Source organism: Streptomyces sp. NPDC002853, assembly GCF_053591915.1.
In genome coordinates this window covers 405,187-430,039 of record NZ_JBSFUS010000006.1, presented here as the reverse complement: position 1 = coordinate 430,039, position 24,853 = coordinate 405,187, and the positions used below count along the sequence as shown (strand labels likewise).

21 protein-coding genes are annotated in these 24,853 nt (G+C 71.2%); 8 read left to right on the top strand and 13 right to left on the bottom strand.

Annotation, left to right across the window (positions count from 1 at the left end):
* The first annotated feature begins 60 nt into the window (after positions 1-60).
* Complete coding sequence (locus ACWD02_RS19030) at positions 61-1,812, top strand: CotH kinase family protein (RefSeq protein ID WP_451211698.1); 1,752 nt, start codon at positions 61-63, stop codon at positions 1,810-1,812.
* Complete coding sequence (locus ACWD02_RS19025) at positions 1,809-2,738, top strand: hypothetical protein (RefSeq protein WP_451211695.1); 930 nt, start codon at positions 1,809-1,811, stop codon at positions 2,736-2,738. The genes ACWD02_RS19030 and ACWD02_RS19025 overlap by 4 nt, the downstream gene beginning before the upstream one ends.
* Before the next feature lies 1 nt (position 2,739).
* On the opposite strand, the gene ACWD02_RS19020 is transcribed toward ACWD02_RS19025, so the two are convergent.
* From ACWD02_RS19020 to ACWD02_RS18995, 6 genes are all read right to left on the bottom strand, one after another.
* The gene (locus tag ACWD02_RS19020; protein ID WP_451211692.1) at positions 2,740-3,432 is read right to left on the bottom strand and encodes a GntR family transcriptional regulator; all 693 of its coding nucleotides are present in this window, start codon (positions 3,430-3,432) and stop codon (positions 2,740-2,742) included.
* Positions 3,433-3,503: 71 nt separating this feature from the next.
* On the bottom strand, positions 3,504-4,505 hold the full coding sequence (locus ACWD02_RS19015) for a proline racemase family protein (RefSeq protein ID WP_451211689.1): 1,002 nt from the start codon (positions 4,503-4,505) through the stop codon (positions 3,504-3,506).
* Between the two features lie 44 nt (positions 4,506-4,549).
* Positions 4,550-5,452: a dihydrodipicolinate synthase family protein gene (locus ACWD02_RS19010; RefSeq protein WP_451212074.1), complete on the bottom strand. Its 903-nt coding sequence runs from the start codon at positions 5,450-5,452 to the stop codon at positions 4,550-4,552.
* Positions 5,453-5,511: 59 nt separating this feature from the next.
* The gene (locus ACWD02_RS19005; protein WP_451211686.1) at positions 5,512-6,936 is read right to left on the bottom strand and encodes an FAD-dependent oxidoreductase; all 1,425 of its coding nucleotides are present in this window, start codon (positions 6,934-6,936) and stop codon (positions 5,512-5,514) included.
* Between the two features lie 183 nt (positions 6,937-7,119).
* Positions 7,120-7,422 carry a (2Fe-2S)-binding protein gene (locus tag ACWD02_RS19000; protein WP_451211683.1) on the bottom strand — a complete coding sequence of 101 codons (303 nt, stop codon included), beginning with the start codon at positions 7,420-7,422 and terminating at the stop codon, positions 7,120-7,122.
* Complete coding sequence (locus ACWD02_RS18995; RefSeq protein ID WP_451211681.1) at positions 7,419-8,597, bottom strand: NAD(P)/FAD-dependent oxidoreductase; 1,179 nt, start codon at positions 8,595-8,597, stop codon at positions 7,419-7,421. Before ACWD02_RS18995 ends, ACWD02_RS19000 begins: the two co-directional genes overlap by 4 nt.
* Before the next feature lie 111 nt (positions 8,598-8,708).
* Here ACWD02_RS18995 and ACWD02_RS18990 point away from each other — a divergent pair, with 111 nt between their 5' ends.
* From ACWD02_RS18990 to ACWD02_RS18980, 3 genes are all read left to right on the top strand, one after another.
* On the top strand, positions 8,709-10,145 hold the full coding sequence (locus ACWD02_RS18990) for an aminopeptidase P family protein (RefSeq protein WP_451211678.1): 1,437 nt from the start codon (positions 8,709-8,711) through the stop codon (positions 10,143-10,145).
* 78 nt (positions 10,146-10,223) lie between these two features.
* On the top strand, positions 10,224-11,027 hold the full coding sequence (locus ACWD02_RS18985; protein WP_451211676.1) for a polysaccharide deacetylase family protein: 804 nt from the start codon (positions 10,224-10,226) through the stop codon (positions 11,025-11,027).
* 63 nt (positions 11,028-11,090) lie between these two features.
* A complete protein-coding gene (locus ACWD02_RS18980) occupies positions 11,091-11,561 on the top strand; it encodes an SRPBCC family protein (RefSeq protein ID WP_451211674.1) in 471 nt (156 codons plus the stop codon).
* Positions 11,562-11,579: 18 nt separating this feature from the next.
* Here ACWD02_RS18980 and ACWD02_RS18975 read toward each other — a convergent pair whose 3' ends face one another.
* From ACWD02_RS18975 to ACWD02_RS18950, 6 genes are all read right to left on the bottom strand, one after another.
* Positions 11,580-12,794, bottom strand: a complete 1,215-nt coding sequence (locus ACWD02_RS18975; protein ID WP_451211672.1) for an FAD-dependent monooxygenase — start codon at positions 12,792-12,794, stop codon at positions 11,580-11,582.
* A 61-nt stretch (positions 12,795-12,855) separates the two neighbouring features.
* The gene (locus ACWD02_RS18970; RefSeq protein WP_451211669.1) at positions 12,856-14,013 is read right to left on the bottom strand and encodes an XdhC family protein; all 1,158 of its coding nucleotides are present in this window, start codon (positions 14,011-14,013) and stop codon (positions 12,856-12,858) included.
* A gap of 37 nt (positions 14,014-14,050) precedes the next feature.
* On the bottom strand, positions 14,051-15,529 hold the full coding sequence (locus ACWD02_RS18965; RefSeq protein WP_451211666.1) for an NCS2 family permease: 1,479 nt from the start codon (positions 15,527-15,529) through the stop codon (positions 14,051-14,053).
* A 322-nt stretch (positions 15,530-15,851) separates the two neighbouring features.
* Positions 15,852-18,242, bottom strand: a complete 2,391-nt coding sequence (locus tag ACWD02_RS18960; RefSeq protein ID WP_451211663.1) for a xanthine dehydrogenase family protein molybdopterin-binding subunit — start codon at positions 18,240-18,242, stop codon at positions 15,852-15,854.
* A gap of 2 nt (positions 18,243-18,244) precedes the next feature.
* Positions 18,245-18,838 carry a (2Fe-2S)-binding protein gene (locus ACWD02_RS18955; protein ID WP_451211660.1) on the bottom strand — a complete coding sequence of 198 codons (594 nt, stop codon included), beginning with the start codon at positions 18,836-18,838 and terminating at the stop codon, positions 18,245-18,247.
* On the bottom strand, positions 18,838-19,728 hold the full coding sequence (locus ACWD02_RS18950; RefSeq protein ID WP_451211657.1) for an FAD binding domain-containing protein: 891 nt from the start codon (positions 19,726-19,728) through the stop codon (positions 18,838-18,840). The genes ACWD02_RS18955 and ACWD02_RS18950 overlap by 1 nt, the downstream gene beginning before the upstream one ends.
* A gap of 340 nt (positions 19,729-20,068) precedes the next feature.
* Here ACWD02_RS18950 and ACWD02_RS18945 point away from each other — a divergent pair, with 340 nt between their 5' ends.
* Complete coding sequence (locus tag ACWD02_RS18945; RefSeq protein WP_451211654.1) at positions 20,069-21,769, top strand: PucR family transcriptional regulator; 1,701 nt, start codon at positions 20,069-20,071, stop codon at positions 21,767-21,769.
* Between the two features lie 154 nt (positions 21,770-21,923).
* On the top strand, positions 21,924-22,685 hold the full coding sequence (locus ACWD02_RS18940; RefSeq protein ID WP_451211651.1) for a hypothetical protein: 762 nt from the start codon (positions 21,924-21,926) through the stop codon (positions 22,683-22,685).
* A 249-nt stretch (positions 22,686-22,934) separates the two neighbouring features.
* Here the strand turns inward: ACWD02_RS18940 and ACWD02_RS18935 are convergent, their stop codons facing one another.
* Positions 22,935-23,732 carry a GntR family transcriptional regulator gene (locus ACWD02_RS18935; RefSeq protein WP_451211648.1) on the bottom strand — a complete coding sequence of 266 codons (798 nt, stop codon included), beginning with the start codon at positions 23,730-23,732 and terminating at the stop codon, positions 22,935-22,937.
* A gap of 134 nt (positions 23,733-23,866) precedes the next feature.
* On the opposite strand from ACWD02_RS18935, the gene ACWD02_RS18930 reads away from it, so the two are divergent.
* On the top strand, positions 23,867-24,718 hold the full coding sequence (locus ACWD02_RS18930) for a (2Fe-2S)-binding protein (RefSeq protein WP_451211645.1): 852 nt from the start codon (positions 23,867-23,869) through the stop codon (positions 24,716-24,718).
* Positions 24,719-24,853 lie beyond the last annotated feature (135 nt).

The following is a 24,853-nucleotide window of genomic DNA, read 5'->3' as shown; positions in this document are numbered from 1 at the left end:
GGTCATGTGGCACCGGGCGTAGAGAGGAAGGTTCACGCCAGGGATCCCAGGGAGGCCGTCGTGGACAGGACCATCGGCAAGGGCACGTTCCGGGACGCGTTCAAGAACCAGGTCGTCGCGGTCTCCGCACTGCCCGCGGGCACCGGACGCCGGCTCGCCGAGCGGGCCAACGCGGCAGCGGGCCCGGCCGATGCCTCGCTGCGGACGAAGGCCGAGTTCAGCGCGTTGTACGACCTGCTGCTCGCCGAGCAGGGCGACCTGGCCGGCGCCTCGGCCGACGGCAGCCTGCTGCTTCTCGACTCGGACGGACAGCTCACCGCGATCGGGCGGATCGTCGACGAGTTCCTCGACTCGGCGGAGAACAAAGCGGAGTTCTTCGCTCAGGACATGTATCAGGTCAAGGTCACCGGCTGGCCGCCCGGCGTCCTGACGGCCGACGAGGTGATGGAGGCTCCGCAGGGCGCCCGGCTGGCCCTGGCCAGGAGCGACACTCCGGACGACACGCTGCTCGCGACACCGGCGTTCTCCATGGTCAACAGCGGCAACATGACCGCTCACGCCCCCAAGCGCTCCTGGAAGATCAACTTCGAGGTCGGGGAGAGCGAGGACCGGCTCTACGGCATGGAGCGCATCAATCTCAAGGCGATGTACAACGACCCGTCACAGATGCGCGAGGCCGTCGCCTGGCAGCTCCTGGAGCGCGCGGGCATCCCGGCGGCGCAGCACACGTACGCGACGTTCCACCTCAACGACCGCTACATGGGTCTGTACTCGGTCATCGAGCAGGTCGACAAGAAGTTCCTGAAGGACCACTTCGGCAAGAACGCGGAGGGCAACCTCTACAAGGCGTACTGCGGCGACGTCGGCTGCGCGACCCTGGAGCACCGTCCCGGCACGGGCGGCGCCGACGGCGGTCGGCAGTACTTCACCGCGGGGAGCCGGGAGGACGACCGCACGTACCGTCTGAAGACCAACGAGGACGACCCCTCCACCAACACCTACGACGACCTCGCGGCGCTCGTGCGGACCATCAACGGCGTTCAACTCGCGGGCGGCGAGGACAAGTTCGCCACCGACGCCTTCCGTGACGCGGTCGAGCAGATACTGAACGTCCCGGCCTTCCTGCGCTGGGCGGGGGCCAACGTCCTGCTCGGCAGCTGGGACAACTACTTCGCGACGCCGTCGAACTACTACCTCTACAACGCGGGCCGGCTCGGCGACCCGACGGGCTTCATGGTCCGCCCGTACTTCACGTTCATCCCCTGGGACTACGACAACAGCTCGGGCATCGACTTCTTCTCGACGCAGTGGCAGTACACGGACCTGCTCGACTGGCCGGCGATGAGCCGCGACTACTGCCGGATCACGCACGCGCCGCACGAGGAGTCACGGCTGCCGCTGTTCACCAACCTGCTGCGCCACCACGACTTCTGCCAGTACTACCTCGACCACCTCGAATACCTCCTGGACACGGAGTTCGGCCCCGAGCGGGTCGCGGCGCTGCTGGGCGCGGAGGGATCCGGGCGGACCGACGGATTGTGGCAGCTCATCTCGTCCGCCGCGTACGGCGAGTCCACGAGCCCGCACGGACAGCCGTTCACCGGGCGCCAGTTCACCAACGACGAGGTGTACCGCGCCGGATTCCGGCAGTGGGAGCTGAGCCGGGGCTCGCAGTTCACGTACGGGATCTTCCACTACACGCGCATGCGCTACGACCACGCACGACAACAGCTCGCCGAGCTGCGCAAGACCTATCCCAACGGCGCCAGCGGGGCGACGTTCCCCGGCGCGATGGAGGTACTGCCCTCATGACCGCGACGAAGAAGTCGGCCAAGTCCGATCCCGCGCACGAGCTGCGGCTCGTGAAGGAGGCCAAGATCCAGGATCTGATCGGGGACGGCGCGGGCTCCCGCCTGGAGGCGAGCGGCGTCATCTACCGGGACGGCGCCTTCCTGATCGTCTGCGACAACCTGCCCTCCCTCATCCGGGTCAGCAGCGAACTGTCGCCCAAGGCGCCGGAGAACGGTGTGCTCAAGCCCGCCAAGGCGAAGAAGTCCGGCAAGTCCGGGGCGAACGAGGGGTACGAGGATCTCGCCCACGACGAGAGGCGCGACCGCTACTTCACGCTGAGCGAGGCCGAGCCGGTCAAGCCCAAGGGCTTCCGCGCCCGCGTCCACGAGTTCGACGAGAAGCTGCGTCCGTGCGGCTCGACGCTGCTCGACTTCGACGTGGCGGACGCCAACAAGGGCATGGAGGGCCTCGAGTGGGTGGAGCGCTCGGGTTCGGCGCACCTGCTGGCTTTGTGCGAGGGCAACCGGTGCGCGGGCGGCAAGAAGGGCAGGACGCCGGGCGGCGGGCGCATCCAGGTCTTCCGGCAGGGCGGCAAGCGCTGGATCCACACGGCCACGATCCGGCTGCCCGAGTCGCTGCCCTTCGAGGACTACAGCAGCGTGTCCGTGCGCGACGGGCGGATCGCCGTCCTTTCGCAGGCGTCGTCGGCACTGTGGGTGGGCCGCCTCTCCACCAAGAAGTGGGAGGTCGACGAGGGCACGGTCCACCGCCTTCCCACCGACGCCAAGGGCCGGACGGTCTACGGCAATCCGGAGGGCGTCTCCTGGGTCTCGGCCGACTACGTGGTGATCGTGTCCGACCGGGCCAAGAAGGGTGCGGCGACCGAGCGGTACCGCGCGAAGGACCAGTCGATCCACCTGTTCCTGATCCCCAACCACCACCCCTGAGCTATTGGGCCGCCCACATTCCGCGCACATGACCGAGGTGGCGGGTCATCACCGCGCGTACGGCTTCCTCGTCGCAGGCGAGCAGCGCGTCGAGGATCTCCAAGTGCTCCTCGGCCGACGCCTCGAGCCGGCCCGCGTCGACCAGCGCCTGGAGTCCGTACAGGCGGGAACGCTTGCGCAGGTCGCCGACCACCTCGACGAGGTGGTCGTTGCCGCAGAGCGCGAGCAGACCCAGGTGGAAGCGGATGTCGGCCTCGACGTACGCGATGAGGTCGCCGTCCGCCGCCGCGGTGACGATCGCCCGCGCGGTGGGCCGCAGTGCCTCGAGGTCGGCGGGGTCCGCCGATGTCGCGAGCTCCGCCGTGGTGGGGATCTCGATCAGCGCTCGGATGTGCTTGTACTCGTCGAGCTGCTTCTCGGAGACCGCGGTGACCCGGAAGCCCTTGTTCGGCACCGTGTCGACGAGCCCCTCCTTGGCGAGGTCGAGCATGGCCTCGCGGACCGGGGTCGCCGAGACGCCGAAGCGCACGGCCAGGGTGGGCGCCGAGTAGACCTCGCCCGCGCGCAGCTCCCCCGCGATGAGCGCGGCGCGCAGCGCGTCCGCGACCCGTTCGCGGTAGCTGCTGCGCGTGCCGCCCAGGCTGGGCAGGGCGGCGGGGGCGGCGGACGGGGCGGGGTTGCGCCGGGCGGCCATGGGGACGGTTCCTCCTGGGTGCAATGTCACGTGCTACGAGTGCGGCCATTATCCCGGCCGGCAGGAGGGTCCTAGAGCACGAAGCCCGCGGGGAAGGGGTCGTCGGGGTCCAGAAGATACTGCGCGGTGCCGGTCACCCAGGCGCGTCCGGTGAAGCTGGGCAGGACGGCGGGGATGCCCGCGACCTCGGTGGTCCCCAGGAGCCGCCCACTGAACCGCGTCCCGATGAAGGACTCGTTGACGAACTCCGTCTCCAGCGGGAGCTCTCCGCGTGCGTGCAGCTGGGCCATGCGCGCACTGGTCCCGGTGCCGCACGGCGAGCGGTCGAACCAGCCGGGGTGGATGGCCATCGCGTGCCGGGAGTACCGGGCGGTGGCGCCGGGCGCGTGGAGGTGGACGTGGTGGCAGCCGCGGATGGACGGGTCCTCGGGGTGCACCGGCTCGTCCTCGGCGTTGATCGCCTCCATCAGCGAGAGGCCCGCCGCGAGGATCTCGTCCTTGCGTCCGCGCTCGAAGGGCAGGCCGAACTGGTCCAGGGGCAGGATCGCGTAGAAGTTGCCGCCGTAGGCCAGGTCGTACGTCACCGAGCGGCCGTCGGGCAGGGTGATCTTTCGGTCGAGGCCGACGGCGAAGGACGGCACGTTCTGGAGCGTGACGGCCTTCGCGGCGCCGTCCTCGACGGCGACCTCGGCGACCACGAGACCGGCCGGGGTGTCCAGGCGGATCGTGGTGACCGGCTCGACGACCTCGACCATGCCGGTCTCCACGAGGACGGTGGCCACGCCGATGGTGCCGTGCCCGCACATCGGCAGATAGCCCGAGACCTCGATGTAGATCACGCCGTAGTCGCAGTCGGGCCGGGTCGGCGGCTGGAGGATCGCGCCGCTCATGGCGGCGTGGCCGCGCGGTTCGTTCATCAGGAGCTGCTTGATGTCGTCGCGGTACTCGCGGAAGTGGAGCCTGCGCTCGTTCATCGTCGCGCCGGGGACGGTGCCGATGCCGCCGGTGATCACCCGCGTCGGCATGCCTTCGGTGTGCGAGTCGACCGCGTGCAGGACGAGTTTGCTGCGCATGTGCGGTGCCTTTCGTACGGGGGCGGGGCGGGCGGCGTGGGGCGCTAGGCGAGGCCGGCGGCGATGGCCTGCTCGGTGGCGGTGCGTACCGCCTTCTCCTGCTCGGGCAGCAGCGGCACCCGCGGCGGACGGCAGGGGCCGCCGTGCCGCCCGACGATGTCCATGGACAACTTGATGGCTTGTACGAACTCGGGCCTGGAGTCCCAGCGCAGCAGGGGGTGCAGTTCCCGGTACAGCTCCTTCGCCGTGGTCAGCTCTCCGGTCACCGCGGCACGGTAGAGCTCGACGCAGGCGGCGGGCAGCGCGTTCGGGTAGCCCGCGACCCAGCCCTTGGCGCCCGCGAGGGCGAGTTCGAGCAGGACGTCGTCGGCACCGATCAACAGGTCGAGTTCCGGGGCGAGTTCGGCGATGCGATAGGCGCGGCGTACGTCGCCGGAGAACTCCTTGACGGCGTGGATGTACCCCTCGCCGTGCAGTTTCGCGAGCAGTTCGGGCTCCAGGTCGACCTTGGTGTCGATGGGGTTGTTGTACGCGACGACGGGGAGGCCCGCCTTCGCGACCTCCGCGTAGTGGGCGAGCACGGAGCGCTCGTCGGCGCGGTAGGCGTTCGGCGGGAGCAGCATCACCGAGGCGCAGCCCGCGTCCTTGGCCTGGTCGGCCCAGCGGCGGGCCTCGGCGGAGCCGTAGGCGGCGACGCCGGGCATCACGCGCGTGCCGCCGACCGCCGCGACGGCGGTCTCCACGACCTTGGCGCGCTCCTCGGGGGTGAGCACCTGGTACTCGCCGAGCGATCCGTTGGGCACGACGCCGTCGCAGCCGTTCTCGACGAGCCAGGCGCAGTGTTCGGCGTAGCTGCCGTAGTCGACGGAGAGGTCGTCGTTCAGGGGCAGGGCGGTGGCGACGAGAACGCCGTGCCAGGGGCGGGTGCGGGCCGGGGGTGTGGTCATGGGCGTGGTCATGGGCGGGGTCCCTTCGGTGCGGGTCGGGAGGACGGGGCAGGAGAAGGTCAGGAGGAGGGGGGCCGCTCGTCTTCGGCGGGCGTCCGCGCCAGCACGCCGAGTGGCACCGGGCGGGCGAACGGCCGCCGCGCGGAACTCTCCTCGCAGCCCGCGAGCCCGGCGACGGCCGCCGAGCACATGCGGCCCTGGCACCAGCCCATGCCGGCCCGGGTCAGGAGTTTCACCGTCCGCGCGTCGGTGGCCCCGAGTTCCCCGACGGCCTCGCGGACCGCCGACGCGGGGACCTCCTCGCAGCGGCAGACGAGGGTGTCGTCGCGGAGCCGTTCCGTCCAGCGCGCGGGCGGCTCGTACACGGCGTTGATCGCGGTGGCGAACGCACGCGCCTTCGTGCGTGCCGTGTCCGCCGCTGCCCATGCGCGCGGGTCGGGCACGCTCCCCCGGAGCCGGGCGGCGGCCGAGCGTCCGGCGATGTGCCCCTCGGCGAGGGAGAGAGCCGCGCCGCCGATCCCCGTCGCCTCGCCTGCCGCCCAGACGCCGGGGACATCGGTGCGCTGCTCGGCGTCGACGGCGACGCTCACGCCGTCGATACGGCAGCCGAGCCCTTCGGCGAGGTCGGTGTGCGGCAGCATGCCGTGGCCGACGGCGAGGGTGTCGCAGGCGATGCGCCGCTCGGTGCCGGGCCTCACCCGCCCCGCCGCGTCGAGGGCGGCGATGGTCACCGCCTCCAGCGCGTTCTTGCCATGCGCTTCGACGACGGTGTGACCGGTGGCCAACGAGACACGGTGGCGCAGGAGTTGGGCGGCGTATCGCGCACCCTCGGCAAGCTTGTCCGGGTGCGCGGCGAGGGTGGCCGCGTGCCGCGCGAAGGCCTTGGGCCCCGCGGACTCGACCAGGGCGGCCACTCCGGCGCCGGCAGCCGCCAGGCCGACGGCGACGGGCATGAGCAGAGGTCCGGTCCCGGCCACCACGACGGTACGCCCCGGAAGGACGAGCCCGCCCTTGAGCATGGCCTGCGCGCCACCGGCGGTGATCACGCCGGGCAAGGTCCAGCCGGGGAACGGCAAAACCTTCTCGTACCCCCCGGTCGCGAGGAGCACGGCGTCGGCGCGCAGGGTTACGGACTCCCGCTGCTCGGGCCCGAGGAGGGCCTGCACGGCGAAGCCGCCGCCTGTCTCGACGCGCTCCACGAACCAGACATGATGCTCCGTCAGGTGGGTGACGCGGCCCGCCGCGATCTGTCGCGCGAGCCCGTCCCGCAGGCGCTCCCACGTGCGCCACTGGTGATGCAACGCCTGCGGGCGGCGTGCGCCGAGCGCGGCTGCGGGCCGGCGGTAGAACTGTCCGCCTGCCTGCGGGGCGGAGTCGATCACCGTGACCCGCACGTTTCGCTGCGCGGCGGCCAGCGCTGCGGCGAGGCCCGCGGGGCCCGCGCCGACCACCGCCAGCGTGCGGGGCGGCTCCGCCTCCGGCATCACCGCCGGGCCCCCGGCATCAGACCCTCGCCCAACGGACCTCTCGCGCCCACCCACCCGTGACCCCGCATCCCACCCTGTACGAACAAGCTCTCCCGCCCACCCGCCCGATTGCCCCGCAGCGGACGCGAGGGGACGTGGGCCGCAACAGCCCCGCGGACCGGTCCCGCAGCACCACCGCCGTCACGCAACGTCCTCATCTCCACTCCTGATCACATCTCCGGGCGCCGCCGGTACCAGACAAGCCCGTTGACCCGCACGCCCGTTGATCTCCACCAGGCAGTCGAAGCAGACGCCGATCCCGCAGAAGACGCCCCTCGGCTCACTCGCTCCCCGCGTCGTGCGCCACGCCTTGATGCCCGCCGACCAGAGCGCCGCGGCCACCGTCTGGCCCGGCAGGGCCGGGATCTCGCGGCCGTCGAACGTGACGGTGTGCGGTGGGCCCGGGCGGGCGCGGACCAGGTTCAGGGGGGTGCGCTTGCTCATGACGCCTCCTCGGGCGGGCGTTGGGCGAAACGGTCGGGGAGGAACGGGGTGAGGTCCAGGTCCGGGGTCGCTCCCCGGAGCATCTGGGCGATCAAGTGGCCCGTGCCCGCGGCGAGTCCGATCCCCGCGCCCTCGTGCCCGCAGGCGTGGATCAGCCCCGGCACCCGGGCATCGGGCCCGATGGCGGGGAGGTGGTCCGGCAGGTAGGGGCGGAAGCCGACGTACGCGCGCATGGCCCGGATGTCGGCGAGGAACGGGAAGAGCCGCGTCGCACCCGCCGCCAGGGCCCGCATGACCGGCAGCGAGAAGCTCCGGTCGAAGCCGACCCGCTCGCGGCTGGCGCCGATCAGGATCGGCCCCGCCGCCGTGCCCTCGACCACCGGCGACGTCTGCAGCGCGGCGGACCCGCTGGCCACGTCCGCCACATAGTCGGCGGCGTACACCTTGTGCCGGACCATGCGCGGCAGCGGCTCGGTGACCAGGACGAACCCGCGCCGCGGCAGCACGGGCAGGGCGACTCCGGCGAGGGCGGCGAGTTCGCCGCCCCAGGTGCCCGCGGCGTTCACGACGTACGGGGCGTGGATCTCGCCCCGGTCGGTGCGGACCCCGCGTACCTCGCCGCCCGCGGTGCGCAGCACGGCGGTGACCGCCCATCCCGTGCGGAGTTCGGCGCCCGATCTCCGTGCCAGGCGCACCAGTTGGGCCGCGGCCAGTGACGGCATCACCTGGGCGTCCTGTGGGTAGTGGACTCCGCCCGCGGTCCCGGGAGCGAGGTGCGGTTCCAGGTCGTACAGCTCGTCGGGCTCCAGCGCCCGTGCCTCGACCCCGGCTTGTCGCTGCCCGGCTGCGAACTCCCTTAGGGCAGCGATGTCTTGGTCGGAGGAGGCGACGACCACGCCACCCTTGGCCTCGAACTCGATGCTCGCGCCCACGCCCGGCTCCGCGGCAAGCTCCGTCCACAAGCGCCCCGAAAGGAGGGCGAGTTCGAGCTCGGGGCCGGGTTCCTTGTCGGAGACGAGGATGTTGCCCTCGCCGGATCCGGTCGTGCCGCCGGCCACCGGACCGCGGTCCACCAGGACGACGGAGAGCCCGGCGCGCGCCGCGTACAGGGCACAGGCGGCGCCCACCATCCCGGCGCCGACCACCACAACATCGCAGGTCAGCCGCTTTGTCACGCCAGTACTATGTCACATGTTCCCTTACGGGCCAAGGGTCTCTACGCTGGCGGAACCGCCCCAGAGCACTCCCGCCACGAGCCCCGGAACGGGGAAGAGAAGGTGAACCCCATGGCCAAGCCGAAGGTGTCCGACGTACGCAAGAACGGCCTGTATCCCGAGATCTCCGACGAGCTCTCCGCCCTGATGCGGACGGGCTGGGCCGACACCGAGCAGCGTGACCTGCGCCCGAGGGAACAGACTCCGCACGCGGCGCGCCGCCGAGCCGCCCTGTCGGCGCTGTTCCCGGGCGAGCGCCTGGTGATCCCCTCGGGCAAGCTCAAGATCCGTTCGAACGACAGCCATTACCCCTTCCGCCCGTACTCCGGCTACGTCCACATGACCGGCGACCAGGCACGCGACTGCGCCTTGGTCCTCGAACCCCGCGCCGGGGGCGAGGGCCACGACGCGCACCTCTACCAACTCCCCCGCGACGGCAGGGACAGCGACGAGTTCTGGACCGGGATGACGGCCGAACTGTGGATGGGCCGCAGGCGCAGCCTCGCCGAGTCCGAGCTGCTCCTCGGCCTGCCCTGCCGCGACGTCCGTGACGCCCCTGCCGAACTGGCCGCGTCGCCCGGCGTGCCGACCCGCATCGTGCGCGGGCACGACCCGGAGCTGGAGGCGGCGGTGACGACCGACGAGGAGCGCGACGCCGCACTGGACGAGGCGCTCTCGGGCCTGCGACTGGTCAAGGACGACTGGGAGGTCGGCGAGCTGCGCAAGGCGGTCGACTCCACGGTCCGCGGATTCACCGATGTCGTCCGGGAGTTGGCGACCGCCGTCGCCACATCGGAGCGCTGGATCGAGGGGACCTTCTTCCGCCGCGCCCGCCTGGAGGGCAACCACATCGGGTACGGCTCGATCTGCGCGGCGGGCGAGCACGCCACGATCATGCACTGGCAGGACAACGACGGTCCGGTGCGCCCCGGCGAACTCCTGCTCCTGGACGCGGGCGTGGAGACCCACACCCTCTACACCGCCGACGTCACCCGCACGCTCCCGATCGACGGCACCTTCACCCCGCTCCAGCGCAAGATCTACGACGCGGTGTTCGAGGCGCAGGAGGCGGGCATCGCCGCCGTGAAGCCGGGCGCCGCCTACCGCGACTTCCATGACGCGGCGCAGCGGCACCTCGCGTACAAGCTCGTCGAGTGGGGCCTTCTCGACGGCGACCCGGAGCGGGTCTTCGAGCTCGCGCTGCAACGCCGCTTCACCATGGCGGGCACGGGCCACATGCTCGGCCTCGACGTCCACGACTGCGCCCAGGCCCGCACCGAGGAGTACGTCGGCGGGGCTCTGGAGGAGGGAATGGTGCTCACCGTCGAACCGGGCCTGTACTTCCAGCCGGACGACCTGACCGTGCCCGAGGAGTACCGGGGCATCGGGGTCCGCATCGAGGACGACATCCTCGTCACGGCCGACGGCAACGAGAACCTGTCGGCCGGTCTGCCGCGCGACTCCGCTGCGGTCGAGGCCTGGATGAACGGCCTGGTGAGCGGCCGCTAGAGCAGCGCAGCCGGGGCGCACCGGCCCCTCCGGCCCCCTCTATACACTCGATATATACACGCTGTGTATAGTGCTCGCATGTCCGCTGCGAAAAGCAAGATGAAGAGATCCGCCCCAGGGTTCCGTCGAGCCGCCTTCATGACGGCCATGACCGCCGCGGTCATGGCCGTCGCCCTGACGGGTTGCACCAAGGTGGACACCACGTCCCCCAGCTCCGTGCGCAAGGACGCGGCATCGGTGGGCGTGAAGGGCCGGGCGAAGGTCGGGACGGTCGACTGCCGCAGCGCCAAGTGCGTGGCCCTGACGTTCGACGCGGGGCCGAGCGAGAACTCGGCGCGGCTGCTCGACATCCTCGAGGAGGAGAAGGTGCCCGCCACCTTCTTCCTGCTCGGCAAGAACCACATAGCCGAGCACCCCGAGCTCGTGAAGCGCATGGACGCCGAAGGGCACGAGGTGGCGAGCCACACCTGGTCGCACAAGATCCTCACCGACATCACGCCGGACGAGGCGCACGGGGAACTGCGCAGGACCAACGAGGCGATAGAGAAGCTGATCGGCCGCAAGCCGACGCTGATGCGCCCGCCGCAGGGCCGCACCAACCCGGACGTCAACAAGATCTCGCGCGAGGAAGGCCTCGCGGAGGTCCTGTGGAGCGTGACCGCCAAGGACTACACGACCAACGACTCCGCACTGATCGAGAAGCGCGTCATCGACCAGACCGAGCGGGACGGCATCATCCTGCTGCACGACATCTACAAGGGGACGGTGCCCGCGGTGCCGGGCATCATCGACGAGTTGAAGAAGCGCGGCTACGTCTTCGTGACGGTTCCGCAGCTGCTCGCGCCGGGGAAGGCCGAGCCGGGCAAGGTCTACCGCCCCTAGGACGCGTGCCCGTGGGCCCCGTAGAAGGCGCGTTTCGCCGCCGGGGCCTGGCAGGATCGCCGTGTGGCTCTCTTCCGTATCGACCGGGAATCATCCCTGCCCGCCGACGACGTCTGGCGCAGGCTCACCACCTGGGAACGGCATGCCGACGTGGTCCCGCTGACGCGGGTCGTCGTGCGGACACCGCCGCCGCACGGAGAGGGAACGGTCTTCGTCGCCCGCAGCGGGCTCGGCCCCGTCGGCTTCGACGACGTGATGGAGGTCGTGACGTGGCGCCCGGCCGAGGGGGGCGGCGGCCTGTGCCGGCTCGAGAAGCGGGGGTCGTTCGTGACGGGGTGGGCGGAGATCGAGGTGTCCCCCCGGGCCGGAACCCGGGCCGGGACGGCCGGTTCGACGGTCGTCTGGCGGGAGGAACTGCGCGTGCGGTGGCTGCCGGCGGCCTTCGACAGGGTGCTCACGGCCGCCGGGCGACGGATGTTCGGGCGGGCGGTGGACGGGCTGCTCTCCGCTCCTCCGCCTCGCCCCTTCACGTAAGGCGCCCGGGTCCCGCTTTCAGCCCCGCGCGTCCCGCACCCGCCCGTGCAGCGTCCGCGCCACCCTCGGGCCCAGCCACCGCTTCATCCGGCGCAGGGGCTCCAACTGCTCTGCGGCGCGGTCGATCCGGTAGTAGAGCTGCGGTGGGATGTGCGGCAGCAGCGGTGAGTGGCGCTGGCCGAGGAGCGCGAACATCTGGGCCGGTTCCAGGCCGATGTAGCGCGGCAGGTTCTCGTACCACTGGGCGCTGTAGCGGGCCGCGCTCTGGACGGAGAGAAGGGCGGAGCGCCGCTCCCGTTCGTAGCCGGCGAGGGCGGCGCTGAGGTCGGTGCCTGCCCGCAGGGCGTCCGCCAGGGCGATCGCGTCCTCCAGGGCGAGCGTCGTGCCCGCGCCGATCGAGTAGTGCGTGGTGTGCGCGGCGTCGCCGAGCAGGACCACGTTGCCGCGGTGCCACGTCCGGTTGGTCAGCGTCCGGAAGTTGAGCCACTGCGCGCTGCCGTCGGCCTGCGCGCGGCCGATCAGGCAGTGCCCGTCCAGGGGACCGGCGAAGAGCCGCTCCAGGAGGGCGAGCCCTTCGGCCTCGCTCGTCTCGTGCAGGCGAAGGCCCGTCCAGGTCTCCGGGGAGCACTCGATGACGCAGGTGCTCTGCTCGTCGCTGAAGCGGTAGCCGTAGCACCAGATCCAGCCGTGCGCGGTCTCCACGAAGGCGAAGGTGAAGGAGTCGAAGACCTTGGTGGTGCCGAGCCAGATGTACTTGTTGCGGCCGAGCGTGACCTCGGCGCCGAAGTGGTCCGTGTGGCGCTCGCGCAGGGCGCTCCGGACGCCGTCGCCCGCGACGACCAGATCGGCGTCGGGCAGCTGGGCCGCGTCGGTGATCTCGCGCTCGAACTCGACGCGTACGCCGAGGGACCTGGCCCGGCTCGTGAGGATGTCGAGGAGCCGGTGGCGGCCGATGCCGTGGCCCTCGTCGCCGTGGTGGACCGTCGTGCGGTCGCCGACGTGCGCGACGCCGTCGCTCCAGCGGACCGAGTGCTCGCTGATGGCGCGCGCGGACTCGGGGTCGCCGGCCCGGAGCTTGTCGAGCAGCCCGCCCCAGTAGGTGACCCCCCAGCCGTACGTCGACCCTGCCGGATTGCGCTCGTGGACGGTGATGTCGTGGGACGGGTCCTGCCGCTTGAGCAGAATCGAGAGGTACAGGGCGGCGGGCCCGCCACCGACGCAGGCGACCTTCACAGATGCTCCTATTGCGTCACAAAGTGATCAATTCGTGACGCAAGGTAGCAGCATGGGCACCTCAGGCCACGGAACCGATCCGCCCGGCGGGCCGCCGGGAGCCGTCGTGGTGGATCGGCGTGTGCGCGCCCGTCAGCGAGACGCCACTGCCGCCCCGCCGGTTCGCGACGATCTCCGCGGCGATGGAGAGGGCCGTCTCCTCCGGGGTGCGCGCGCCGAGGTCCAGGCCGATGGGCGAGCGCAGCCTGGCCAGTTCCAGTTCGCTCACGCCGACTTCGCGCAGCCGCTCGTTGCGGTCCTCGTGCGTGCGGCGCGAACCCATCGCCCCTACGTAGGCGACCGGAAGGCGCAGGGCCAGTTCGAGCAGCGGCACGTCGAACTTGGCGTCGTGCGTCAGCACGCACAGGACGGTGCGGGCGTCGGTCTCCGTGCGCTTCAGGTACTCGTGCGGCCACTCGACGACGATCTCGTCCGCGTCCGGGAACCGCGCCGCCGTGGCGAAGACGGGCCGCGCGTCGCAGACGGTCACGCGGTAGCCGAGGAACTTGCCGATCCTGACGAGCGCCGAGGCGAAGTCGATCGCGCCGAACACGATCATGCGGGGCGGCGGGACGCTCGACTCCACGAGGAGGGTGAGGGGCTGCCCGCAGCGCGAGCCGTCCTCGCCGATCTCCACCGTGCCCGTGCGCCCCGCGTCCAGCATGGCGCGGGCCTCGCCCGCCGCGGTGCGGTCCAGCTCGGGATGTCCGCCGAGCCCGCCCTCGTGAGGGGCGTCGGCGTCCGACCGTACGAGAAGGGCGCGGCCCACGAGTTCCGCGGGGCCGGAAGTGATGCGGGCGACGGCCGCGGCCTCGCCCGATGCCGCCGCCGCGAGCGCGGCGGCGACGGTGACTCGCGCGAGTGAGTCGGCGCGGACCGGAGTGACGAGGATGTCGATGATGCCACCGCAGGTCAGGCCCACGGCGAAGGCGTCCTCGTCGCTGTATCCGAAGCGTTCGAGGACGCTTTCGCCGTCTTGCAGGGCCTGTTGGCACAGTTCGTAGACGGCGCCTTCCACACACCCGCCGGAGACGGAGCCGATGGCCGTGCCGTCGGAGTCGACGGCCAGGGCGGCACCGGGCTGCCGGGGCGCGCTGCCGCCGACCGCCACCACGGTGGCGACGGCGAAGTCGCGTCCCTGCTCGACCCACCGGTTCAGCTCGTCGGCGATGTCCAGCATGTCCGTCTCCTAACGGGTGTGTGAGGTCCTGGACGGGCTACTTGACGCCCATCCAGTTCTCGATCGGGTGAAGCGCGAAGAAGGCCAGGAACACGAGCGCGAGCACCCACATCAGCCAGCCGATCTCCCGGACCCTGCCCTGCGCGGCCTTGATCAGGACGTGGGCGATGACACCGGCCGCGATACCCACCGTGATGGAGTACGTGAACGGCATCAGGACCGTGGTCAGGAACACCGGGATGGCGGTGGCCTGGTCGGTCCAGTCGATGTGCCGGGCGTTGCTCAGCATCATCGCGCCGATGACCACCAGGGCGGCGGCCGCGACCTGCGTCGGGATGAGCTGCGCGAGCGGGGTGAAGAAGAGGCACAGCGTGAACGCGAGGCCGGTGATCACGCTCGCGAAGCCGGTGCGCGCGCCGTCGCCGACGCCGGCGGTGGACTCGACGAAGACCGTCTGGCCGGACGCACCGGCGAGACCGCCGACGACGCCACCGGCACCGTCGATCGCCAGTGCCTTGTTCAGGCCCGGCATCTTGCCGTCCTTGTCGGCGAGGTTGGCCTGCTGGCCGATGCCGATGATGGTGCCCATGGCGTCGAAGAAGCCGGCGAGGACCAGGGTGAAGACGATGACACCCACGGTGATGCCGCCGATGTCGCCGATGCCGTTGAAGGAGACCTCGCCGAAGAGACCGAAGTCGGGGCTCGAGACGATCGAACCGCTCAGCTCCGGGGCGTTCAGGCCCCAGTCCTTCTCGGTCATGCCCGCGAGCTGGTGGACGATCGCGGCGAACACGGTGCCGCCGACGATGCCGATGAGGATCGCGCCGGGGACCTTGCGGACCTGCAGCAGGAAGATCAGCAGGACGGTGACGGCGAAGCAGAGGACGGGCCAGCCGATGAGCTTGTCGTCGATGCCCATCTGGATCGGCTTCGCGCCCATGTCGCCGTGCTTGGACGGCATGGAGGTGACGAAGCCCGCCTGGACCAGGCCGATCAGCGTGACGAACATGCCGATGCCCATGGTGATGGCGTGCTTCAGCGCCAGGGGAATCGCGTCCATGATCAGGGTCCGCAGGCCGGTGAGGACCAGCAGGATGATGATGACGCCGTAGATGATGCACATCGCCATCGCGTTGCCCCAGGTCATCTCCGGGGCGACCTGGAAGGCCATCACGGCGGAGACGCCGAGTCCCGCCGCCAGGGCCAGCGGCACATTGCCGAGGATGCCCATGACGATGGTGGTGGCAGCCGCCGCGAAGACGGTGGCGGTGGTCAGCTGATCACCGTCGAGGCGGTGCCCCGTGGCGTCGGGAACCGAGAGGATCACCGGGTTCAGAAGGATGATGTAGGCCATCGCCATGAAGGTGGTGACGCCGCCACGCACCTCCCGGCCGACGGTCGATCCTCTGCGCGTTATGTGGAAATACCGGTCCAGCCAAGACCTGCCGGCGGGGACGCGTGAGCCGTTGCCCGCGTCCTCTGCGGTGGTCTTCGGCTCCGTTGACTGCTGGGTCATGGTGCCTAACTCCCAAGGTTCAAAGGGGCACCCGCAACAGGCGGTTCACAAGAGGGTTGGGCCTGTGGAGACTGCGGGATTTGGGATGGTGCGTTGGGCGCACGACCCGGGGGACGGCCCGAGACGAACTGGGCTCCGAAGAGCGTGGGTGCTGCGTGGGTGCTGCTCAGGTACTACTCAGGTACTGCTGAGTCCTGCTCAGGTGCTGCGATGACCGCGAGCGGTGCGGTACTGGGGTTCTCCGGGCGGCACGAGCAGCAGGAAGTGTGACGTTCCGAGGGAGGCGCGCGCCGCCCGGAGAGATCGTGGGATCAGGTGTCGGTCAGGTACCCGTGAGGTGTTCCGGGCGTACCGGCGTCCTGTTCAGCTCCAGACCCGTCGCGTTCCGGATCGCCGCGAGGACGGCCGGGGTCGAGGAGAGGGTCGGGGCCTCGCCCATGCCGCGAAGGCCGTAGGGCGCGTTCGGGTCGGCCAGTTCGAGGACGTCGACAGGGATGGTCGGCGTGTCGAGGATGGTCGGGATGAGGTAGTCCGTGAAGGAGGGGTTGCGCACCTTCGCGGTCTTCGGGTCGACGATGATCTCCTCCATCACCGCGACGCCCAGGCCCTGGGTGGTGCCACCCTGGATCTGGCCGACGACGGAGAGCGGGTTGAGCGCCTTGCCGACGTCCTGGGCGGTGGCCAGCTCGATGACCTTGACCAGGCCGAGCTCGGTGTCCACCTCGACGACCGCGCGGTGCGCGGCGAACGAGTACTGGACGTGGCCGTTGCCCTGACCGGTCTTCTTGTCGAAGGCCACGGTCGGACGGTGCCGCCACTCGGCCTCGACCTCGACGCTCTCGCCTTCGAGCAGCTCGGCCAGGTCCGCGAGGGCCTCGCCGCCGTCGGTGACGACCTTGCCGCCCTCCAGGAGGAGTTCGGCGGTGGCCCACGCCGGGTGGTACGAGCCGAACTTGCGGCGGCCGATCTCCAGGACCTTCTCGCGGACGAGCTCGCAGGAGTTCTTGACCGCGCCACCGGTGACGTACGTCTGACGGGACGCGGACGTCGAACCGGCGCTGCCCACCTGGGTGTCGGCGGGGTGGATGGTCACCTGCTGGACGCCGAGCTCGGTGCGGGCGATCTGCGCGTGGACGGTGATGCCGCCCTGGCCGACCTCCGCCATCGCGGTGTGCACGGTCGCGACCGGCTCGCCGTTGATGACCTCCATGCGCACCTTGGCGGTGGAGTAGTCGTCGAAGCCCTCGGAGAAGCCGACGTTCTTGATGCCGACCGCGTAGCCGACGCCGCGTACGACGCCTTCGCCGTGCGTGGTGTTGGAGAGACCGCCGGGCAGCGCGCGGACGTCCGCGCCCTCGCTGGACTCCCACTGGCGCTCGGGCGGCAGCGGGCGGGCCTTGACGCGGCGCAGGATCTCGGCGACCGGGGCCGGCGAGTCGACCGGCTGCCCGGTCGGCAGGAGCGTGCCCTGCGACATGGCGTTGAGCTGGCGGAACTCGACCCGGTCCATGCCCACCTTGTCGGCGAGCTTGTCCATCTGGGCCTCGTAGGCGAAGCAGGCCTGGACGGCGCCGAAGCCGCGCATCGCGCCGCAGGGCGGGTTGTTCGAGTAGAGGGCGATGGCCTCGATGTCGACGTCCTCGATCACGTACGGACCGACCGAGAGGGACGAGGCGTTGCCGACGACCGCCGGGGAGGCCGACGCGTAGGCGCCGCCGTCCAGGACGATCTTGCACTTCATGTGCGTGAGCTTGCCGTCCTTGGTGGCGCCGTGCTCGTAGTAGAGCTTCGCCGGGTGGCGGTGCACGTGGCCGAAGAAGGACTCGAAGCGGTTGTAGACGATCTTGACCGGCTTGCCGGTGCGCAGCGCCAGGAGGCAGGCGTGGATCTGCATCGAGATGTCCTCGCGACCACCGAACGCGCCGCCGACGCCGGAGAGCGTCATGCGCACCTTCTCCTCGGGCAGGCCGAGGACGGGGGCGATCTGTTCGAGGTCCGAGTGCAGCCACTGGGTGGCGACGTACAGGTCGACGCCGCCGTCCTCGGCCGGTACGGCGAGGCCGGACTCCGGGCCGAGGAAGGCCTGGTCCTGCATGCCGAAGGTGTACTCGCCCTTGACGATGAAGTCGGCCTTCTTGGCGGCCTCTTCGGCGTTGCCCCGGATGATCGGCTGGTTGTGCACGATGTTCGGGTGCGGGACGTGCTTGATGTACTCGTCGGTGCGGCCCTCGTGGACGAGGACGGCGTCCGGAGCGGTCGCCGACGCCTCGTCGGTGATGACGGGCAGTTCCTTGTACTCGACCACGATCTTCGCGGCGGCACGGCGTGCGGTCTCCGGGTGGTCGGCGGCCACGAGGGCGACCGGCTCACCGTGGTGACGGACCTTGCCGTGGGCGAGGACCGGGGTGTCCTGGAGCTCCAGGCCGTAGTTCTTCATCTCGGCCGGCAGGTCGTCGTACGTCAACACCGCATACACGCCGGGCGTCTTGAGCGCCTCGACGGTGTCGATCGAGACGATCTCGGCGTGCGCGACGGTGCTGCGCAGCGTCTGGCCCCAGAGCATGTCCTCGTGCCACATGTCCGAGGAGTAGGCGAACTCGCCGGTGACCTTGAGGGTGCCGTCAGGGCGGAGTGTGGACTCGCCGATGCCACCCTTGTTGTGCTTCTGGGTGACCTCGGTGGGCGCGCCCGTGGTGGTCTTGGTTCCAGCCATGATCAGACCGTCTCTTCCTGACGGGCGGCCGCCAGGCGGACCGCGTCCAGGATCTTCTCGTAACCGGTGCAGCGGCAGAGGTTGCCGGAGAGCGCCTCGCGGATGTCGGCGTCCGACGGCGATGCGTTGCGCTCAAGGAGCTCGTCGGCCGCGACGAGGAGACCGGGGGTGCAGAAGCCGCACTGGACGGCGCCGGCGTCGATGAACGCCTGCTGGATCTGGGAGAGTTCGCCGCCCTCGCCGGTCTGGCCGTCGGTGCCTTTCGCCTGCCACTGGCGGGCTTCCTGGAGGCTGGTGCCGCCGCAGACTGAGCCGCAGGCGCCGCCCGGGTGGGCGTCGTCGCGGTGCTTGGCGTAGTCCGCCAGGCCCTCGACGGTGACGACCTCTCGGTCCTGGACCTGTCCGGCGGCGACCAGACACGAACACACCGGTACGCCGTCCAGGCGGACGGTGCAGGAACCGCACTCGCCCTGCTCGCAGGCGTTCTTCGAACCGGGAAGGCCCATGCGTTCACGCAGGACGTAGAGGAGGGACTCGCCCTCCCAGACGTCGTCGGCTTCCTGCTGACGGCCGTTGACCGTGAAGTTCACGCGCATTATGCGACTCCCTCAGTGCTGCGGCCGTTGCCGCGGTACGACTCCCAGGTCCAGCCGAGCGTGCGGCGGGCCATGATGCCGACGGCGTGACGGCGGTAGTTCGCCGTGCCGCGGACGTCGTCGATCGGGTTGGCGGCACCGGAGGCGAGCTCCGCGAACTGCTTGGCGATCGAGGGGGTGATGATCTTCTTGCTGTCCCAGAAGCCGCCCTCTTCGAGCGCCGCGTTCAGGAATTCCTCGGCCGCCTTCGCCCGAATGGGGGTCGGGGCCGCGGAGCCGATGCCGGTCCGTACGGTCCGGGTCTCGGGGTGCAGGGCGATGCCGAAGGCGCACACGGCGATGACCATCGCGTTGCGGGTGCCGACCTTCGAGTACTGCTGCGGGCCGTCCGCCTTCTTGATGTGGACGGACTTGATCAGCTCGTCCTGGGCGAGGGCGTTGCGCTTCACGCCGGTGTAGAACTCGTCGATCGGGATGAGGCGCGAGCCGCGTACGGACTCCACCTCGACCTCGCAGTCGGCGGCGAGCAGCGCCGGGTGGGCGTCACCGGCCGGGGACGCCGTGCCGAGGTTGCCGCCGACGCCACCGCGGTTGCGGATCTGCGGCGATGCGACCGTGTGCGAGGCCAGGGCGAGACCGGGGAGCTCGGTGCGCAGCTCCTCCATGATCGTGGTGTAGGGAACCGAGGCGCCCAGCTGGACCGTCTCCTCGCCCACCGACCACTCGCGCAGCTCGGCGATGCGGTTGAGGTCAAGCAGGTACTCGGGACGACGGTGGTCGAAGTTGATCTCGACCATCACGTCGGTGCCACCCGCAATCGGCACAGCTGTCGGGTGCTCGGCCTTGGCGGCGAGCGCCTCCTCCCAGCTGGCGGGGCGAAGGAAGTCCATGAGGCTCTCTTCTTCGTATCGTGGGTCGTTCGCTTCAAGGGACTTCGTTCCGGCCACTGGTGCCATTCGTCCCTCGACTGCTCGTTCATGTGCTGTTAACGCGGAGTGGGGCAAGTACACCGCCCCGCCGTCCCATGGGGTCAGTCACCGAAACCATGAAGGAGTTGGCTGGCCAAGGCGCGCGTCTTGTAGATTCGTATGAAGAACGGGCCTCAGTAACCTCGCGGCTTCCCCCTGGAAACCGGAGGCACCCCAGGACACGGGGGCTCCCGTCCACACAGAGTCGACAGACACGGACTGTCTGTACATCCCATTCGAGACAAGATCGGCGGCGACGACCATGCGGCTGCGCGCACTCCTTGACACCGACGCGCTGGGCCTGCGGCTGCTCGGCGGTGAGGACGAGCTCGACCGCACCGTGCGCGGTGTGATGACCACCGACCTCCGCGACCCCAGCCGGTACCTCGCGGGCGGCGAGCTGGTCCTGACCGGTCTCGCCTGGCGCCGCGACGCCGCGGACACCGAACCCTTCGTACGGACCCTCGCGAGCGCCGGAGTGGCGGCCCTCGCGGCGGGCGAGGCCGAGCTGGGCCCGGTCCCGGACGACATCGTGGACGCCTGCGCCCGGCACCGCCTGCCGCTGTTCGCCGTGAACGAGTCGGTCGCCTTCGCGACGATCACCGAGCACGTCGTACGCCAGGTGTCCGGCGAGCGGGCCGGTGACCTGGCGGCCGTCGTCGACCGGCACCGCCGCCTGATGACCTCCGGCCCCACCGGCGGCGGCCCCGACGTCGTCCTCGACCTGCTGGGCTCCGACCTGGACCTGCGGGCCTGGGTCCTGTCCCCCGCGGGCCGCGCCATCGCGGGGTCGAGCGCGGCGGGCCCCGCCCTCCCGGCGGCCGTCTGCGCGCGTCTGGCGGGCGAACACCTGGCCGCGGCCCGCACGGGGCGCCGGGGCCCCCACCGGGTCCAGGTGGACGGCTCGACGTACTCCCTGTTCCCCATCCGGAGCAGTGGGCGCGGTACGGGTTCCGCGGCCACCGCGGCGAGCACGGCGGCGCTGCGCGACGTACGCGAGACGGTCCTCTCGGACTGGCTCCTCGCGGTCGAGGCGGACGCCGGCGACTGGCCCGAGGAGCGGCTCGACCTGCTGCAGGGCGTCACCCAGCTGATCGCGGTGGAGCGGGACCGGCGCGACGCCGCCCGCACCGTACGGCGCAGGCTGGCCCAGGAGGTCCTCGAACTGGTCCAGACGGGCGCGGCACCGGCGGAGATCGCGGCCCGCCTGCGGGTCGCGGCCCCCGTGCTCCTTCCCGGCCTGGGCGCGGCACCGCACTGGCAGGTCGTGGTGGCCCGCGTGGAGTGGGACGGGGGTGAGATCGAGGGCGGCCCGGTGGCCCAGTCCCTCCTGGAGGAGATCCTCGTGGACCCCCTTTCGGCGGGCCCCGAACCGTCCGACCGCATCGCGGTGGCCCACACGGGTGACGAGGCGATCGCGCTCGTGCCGCTGCCCGCGGTCTCCACGGAGCACGACGGCTCGGAGACAGGTCTGCTCGCCGACTCCCTCCTGGAGTCCGTCCGTGACCCCCTGTCGGCGGGCCTCGACGGCGACGGCCGCCTCACGCTCGGCGTCAGCGCCTCCGTCCACTCGGCGGAGGGCCTGCGCGGCGCCCTGGAGGAGGCCCGGCACGCCCGCCGGGTCGCGGCGGCGCGTCCGGGACGGGTCTGTGCCGCGGGCCATCAGGAGCTGGCCTCGCACGTCCTGCTGCTGCCCTTCGTCCCCGACGACGTGCGCCGCGCGTTCACGGCCCGCCTCCTGGACCCGCTGCGGGACTACGACCGGCGCCACCGGGCGGAGCTCATCCCGACCCTGGAGGCGTTCCTCGACTGCGACGGTTCCTGGACGCGGTGCGCGGCGCGGCTGCACCTGCACGTCAACACGTTGCGCTACCGAGTGGGCCGTATCGAGCAGTTGACGAGTCGTGACCTCTCACGCCTGGAGGACAAGCTCGATTTCTTCCTGGCACTGCGCATGAGCTGACACGGGCGACCTGCGGCAAACACCTTTCATGGCCCGCCCTTTGTGAAATCTTTCACCCAGCCCCTTGGCCGGGTGCGCCGATCCATGCTGAGATGCGCCCACGACTCAACAGCTCAATGGCGTGCTCGGGGAGGGCAACGTGGCGCATACCGCCATGTCTGGTTCCGGAACGACTGCAGGGGACGATCCACTCCAGACCGCGGTATGGCGGCTGCGCTCGCGCGGCTGTTGGACCGACGCGGCCGCACTGCTCGCCTCGCGGGAGGGACCGGGGCCCGCCCTGCAGAGAACCTCACTCCTGGTGGAGCGGTGCCTGTTCACGGGAGAGGGCTGGGCGGAGGCGGAGGACGGGCTGCGGACCGCCGAGGCGCTGGCCGTGGAGGACGAGGACCGCGGGGCGGCGGCCTGCGAGCGCGGCCAGCTCGCGTACGCCTCCACGGTGCTCGCCGTACGGGACCGGGCCGACGAGGCGCGTACGGCGCTGGGGCGGGCGGCGGCGCTGCTCGCCCCGACTGCTTCTGGGCGGCCTCTTCTCGACTTCCGCCGGGGCCTGATCGCCGAGCACATCTCGGACTCGCCGCAGGCGGCGCGGGCCGCCTACCGGCGGGCGCACGCGGGGGCGACGGCGCATTCCGATCCTCTGCTGCTCTCCTTCACGTGGCGTCACCTGGCCGGACTCGCCCTGCGGGAGGGGGAGTTGGCAGAGGCGCGGCACGGGTTCGCGGAGTCGCTGCGGATCCGGGAGGAGCTGGGGTATCTGGTGGGCACCGCGCCCGCGCTCGCCGCGCTGGCCGACACGGAGCCCGAGCCGGAGGCGGGGCGCCTCCGGGCCGAGGCGGCGCGCCTCTTCCGCCTGATGGGCGGGGTGCCGTCGTGGCTGGCGCAGCATTTGTCGCCGCCGGCGCCGGCGGCTTGAGGTTCGGGCGTTCCCTGCGGGGCTTTCCCCAATCCCGCCCCTTCCCGAAACTGGGGCTCCGCCCCAGACCCCGTACAAGATGTCCCCAATCGCCGGACGGGCTGGAAAATTTCAGCCCGTCCGGCGATTGGGGACGAACTCGGCGGAGCCGGTGATGACGTTACGCACGAGGCACAGGGCCCCCGCGCCGAGCGGGTTCTCGGGAAGGGGCGGGGTTGGGGAAACATCCCGCCGGGGCAACCCCGAACCTCAGCCGCCCGCCCCCGCGAAGTGCTCCCGCACCAGGGTCTGGACGACCGCCAAGTCCTGTGCCGCCAGCGCCTCCAGCAAAGCCATATGCTCCGCCGCGTCAGCGACAAGATCCGCGCGCCGCCGGTGGACGGGGCCGCTCACGAGGGGCCACTGGGACCGCCGGTGCAAATCGTCCGCGACCTGCACCAGCTGCTGGTTCCCCGAAAGGGCAAGGACCGCTCCGTGAAAGGCGCGGTCCGACTCCGCGTACCGCGCAAGATCACCCCCCGCCGCAGCCACCGCACTCGCCTCCGCGAGAGGCCGAAGCTCACACCACCGCGCGGCAGGCACCGTACGGGCGAGCCGCAACATCACCGGCACCTCGATCAGCGCCCGTACCTCCGCCAGCTCCCCCAGCTCCCGCGCGCTCCGCTCGGTGACCCGGAAGCCGCGGTTCGGCACGACCTCCACCGCCCCCTCGATCGCGAGCTGCTGCATCGCCTCGCGCACCGGAGTCGCCGAGACCCCGAAGCGCTCGCCGAGCACGGGCGCCGAGTACACCTCGCCGGGCGCGAGGTCGCCCCCGACGAGCGCGTCCCGCAGGGCGTCGAGGATCTGGCCGCGCACCGAGTTCCGCTGCACCGTCTTGCGGGGCGCGGGGACCGGCACCCGTACGGCCGCTTCCCCGTGCGTGTGCTCACCGCGGGCGGCGGCGGGGGGCATCACCGGGGCCGTGTCGCGGGCCGTCGCGGCCCGCACCTGCTCCGGCACACGGACGGCGAGGCGGTACGCGTCATGCGCTCTGGCCTGCTCCACGAGGTCCACCCCAAAGTCCGCTCGGCCGAAAGGTACGAGAGGCACCATAGGCGGACAGCCCCGCAGTTGAAACCTCGATCATTCTGGGTAAGGTTAGGCTTACCTGCAATCGATCGTGATTCGGTGGTCCTCGCATGTCCGTACCCGCCTTGGCGAAGCGCGCCCCGAGCGCCCTCGCGGACGCCTACGCCCGCCTCACCGAGGTGTTCCCCGGCCTGCTCGTGACCGAGCTCGGCGAACACGAGCAGGCCCCACAGGGCGACGGCTGGGTCACCGCCGCCCGGCTCGCGGAGGGCGGGGCCGACCTCGACGCGTTCATGGCGTGGGACGAGGCGCAGGTACTGAGGGACTACGGACAGGCGGGGCGCCCCGACGTCATCGCCAGCTTCGCGCTGCACCGCTACGCCTGGCCCGCCACCCTCCTCATCACCCTGCCGTGGTTCCTGCACCGCCGTGTGCCGCGCTACCCCGTGCAGAACGTGTCCTTCCAGCGCACGCTCGGCCGCCTCGCCGTACGCAGCGCGGACTTCGCCTGCCTGCCCGGCGACCCCGCCGCCTCGCTCCCGGGGGCCCGCGTCGTGCCGGACGAGGAGGCCCTGCGCGCGGAGGTGCGGGCCGCCGTCGCCGAGCACCTCGGACCGCTCCTCGACGCCTTCGGGCCCCGGATGCGGCGCCGCTCGCGCGCCCTGTGGAGCGTCGCCACGGACGAGATCGTCGAGGGCCTCTGGTACATCGCCCATCTGCTCGGCGAGGAACAGCGCGCCACGACCGAGCTCGAGCGGCTGCTCCCCGGCGCCACCAAGCCGTACGTGGGCACGGCGGGGTTCCGTGAGCTGCGGGGGCCGAACGGCGAGTCCCTGCCGACGCGGGACCGCGCGAGCTGCTGCATGTTCTACACGCTGCGCCCCGAGGACACCTGTGTGACCTGTCCGCGCACCTGCGACGCGGAGCGCGTCACGCGCCTCAGCGCCGCCGCGGCCGCGTGACCGTCTGACTGCCCGGCCGCTTGAGCACCTGACCGCCCGACCCGCCTGACCGCCTGACCGCCCGATCCGAGCCTCGCTGCGAGCCGGAACCGCGCACCCTCCCCCTTGAACCACCCGTTCGTGTTCGTTTAATCG

Excerpts from the sequence above, each read along its gene's own strand:
- ACWD02_RS18990 (WP_451211678.1), top strand. The coding sequence starts at position 8,709 with ATGGCCAAGCCGAAGGTGTCCGACGTACGCAAGAACGGCCTGTATCCC.
- ACWD02_RS18985 (WP_451211676.1), top strand. The coding sequence starts at position 10,224 with ATGTCCGCTGCGAAAAGCAAGATGAAGAGATCCGCCCCAGGGTTCCGT.
- ACWD02_RS18965 (WP_451211666.1), bottom strand. The coding sequence starts at position 15,529 with ATGACCCAGCAGTCAACGGAGCCGAAGACCACCGCAGAGGACGCGGGC.
- ACWD02_RS18960 (WP_451211663.1), bottom strand. The coding sequence starts at position 18,242 with ATGGCTGGAACCAAGACCACCACGGGCGCGCCCACCGAGGTCACCCAG.
- ACWD02_RS19005 (WP_451211686.1), bottom strand. The coding sequence starts at position 6,936 with ATGCCGGAGGCGGAGCCGCCCCGCACGCTGGCGGTGGTCGGCGCGGGC.
- ACWD02_RS18945 (WP_451211654.1), top strand. The coding sequence starts at position 20,069 with ATGCGGCTGCGCGCACTCCTTGACACCGACGCGCTGGGCCTGCGGCTG.
- ACWD02_RS18950 (WP_451211657.1), bottom strand. The coding sequence starts at position 19,728 with ATGGACTTCCTTCGCCCCGCCAGCTGGGAGGAGGCGCTCGCCGCCAAG.
- ACWD02_RS18955 (WP_451211660.1), bottom strand. The coding sequence starts at position 18,838 with ATGCGCGTGAACTTCACGGTCAACGGCCGTCAGCAGGAAGCCGACGAC.
- ACWD02_RS18930 (WP_451211645.1), top strand. The coding sequence starts at position 23,867 with ATGTCCGTACCCGCCTTGGCGAAGCGCGCCCCGAGCGCCCTCGCGGAC.
- ACWD02_RS19000 (WP_451211683.1), bottom strand. The coding sequence starts at position 7,422 with ATGAGCAAGCGCACCCCCCTGAACCTGGTCCGCGCCCGCCCGGGCCCA.
- ACWD02_RS19025 (WP_451211695.1), top strand. The coding sequence starts at position 1,809 with ATGACCGCGACGAAGAAGTCGGCCAAGTCCGATCCCGCGCACGAGCTG.
- ACWD02_RS18970 (WP_451211669.1), bottom strand. The coding sequence starts at position 14,013 with ATGCTGGACATCGCCGACGAGCTGAACCGGTGGGTCGAGCAGGGACGC.
- ACWD02_RS19010 (WP_451212074.1), bottom strand. The coding sequence starts at position 5,452 with ATGACCACACCCCCGGCCCGCACCCGCCCCTGGCACGGCGTTCTCGTC.
- ACWD02_RS19015 (WP_451211689.1), bottom strand. The coding sequence starts at position 4,505 with ATGCGCAGCAAACTCGTCCTGCACGCGGTCGACTCGCACACCGAAGGC.
- ACWD02_RS19020 (WP_451211692.1), bottom strand. The coding sequence starts at position 3,432 with ATGGCCGCCCGGCGCAACCCCGCCCCGTCCGCCGCCCCCGCCGCCCTG.
- ACWD02_RS18940 (WP_451211651.1), top strand. The coding sequence starts at position 21,924 with ATGTCTGGTTCCGGAACGACTGCAGGGGACGATCCACTCCAGACCGCG.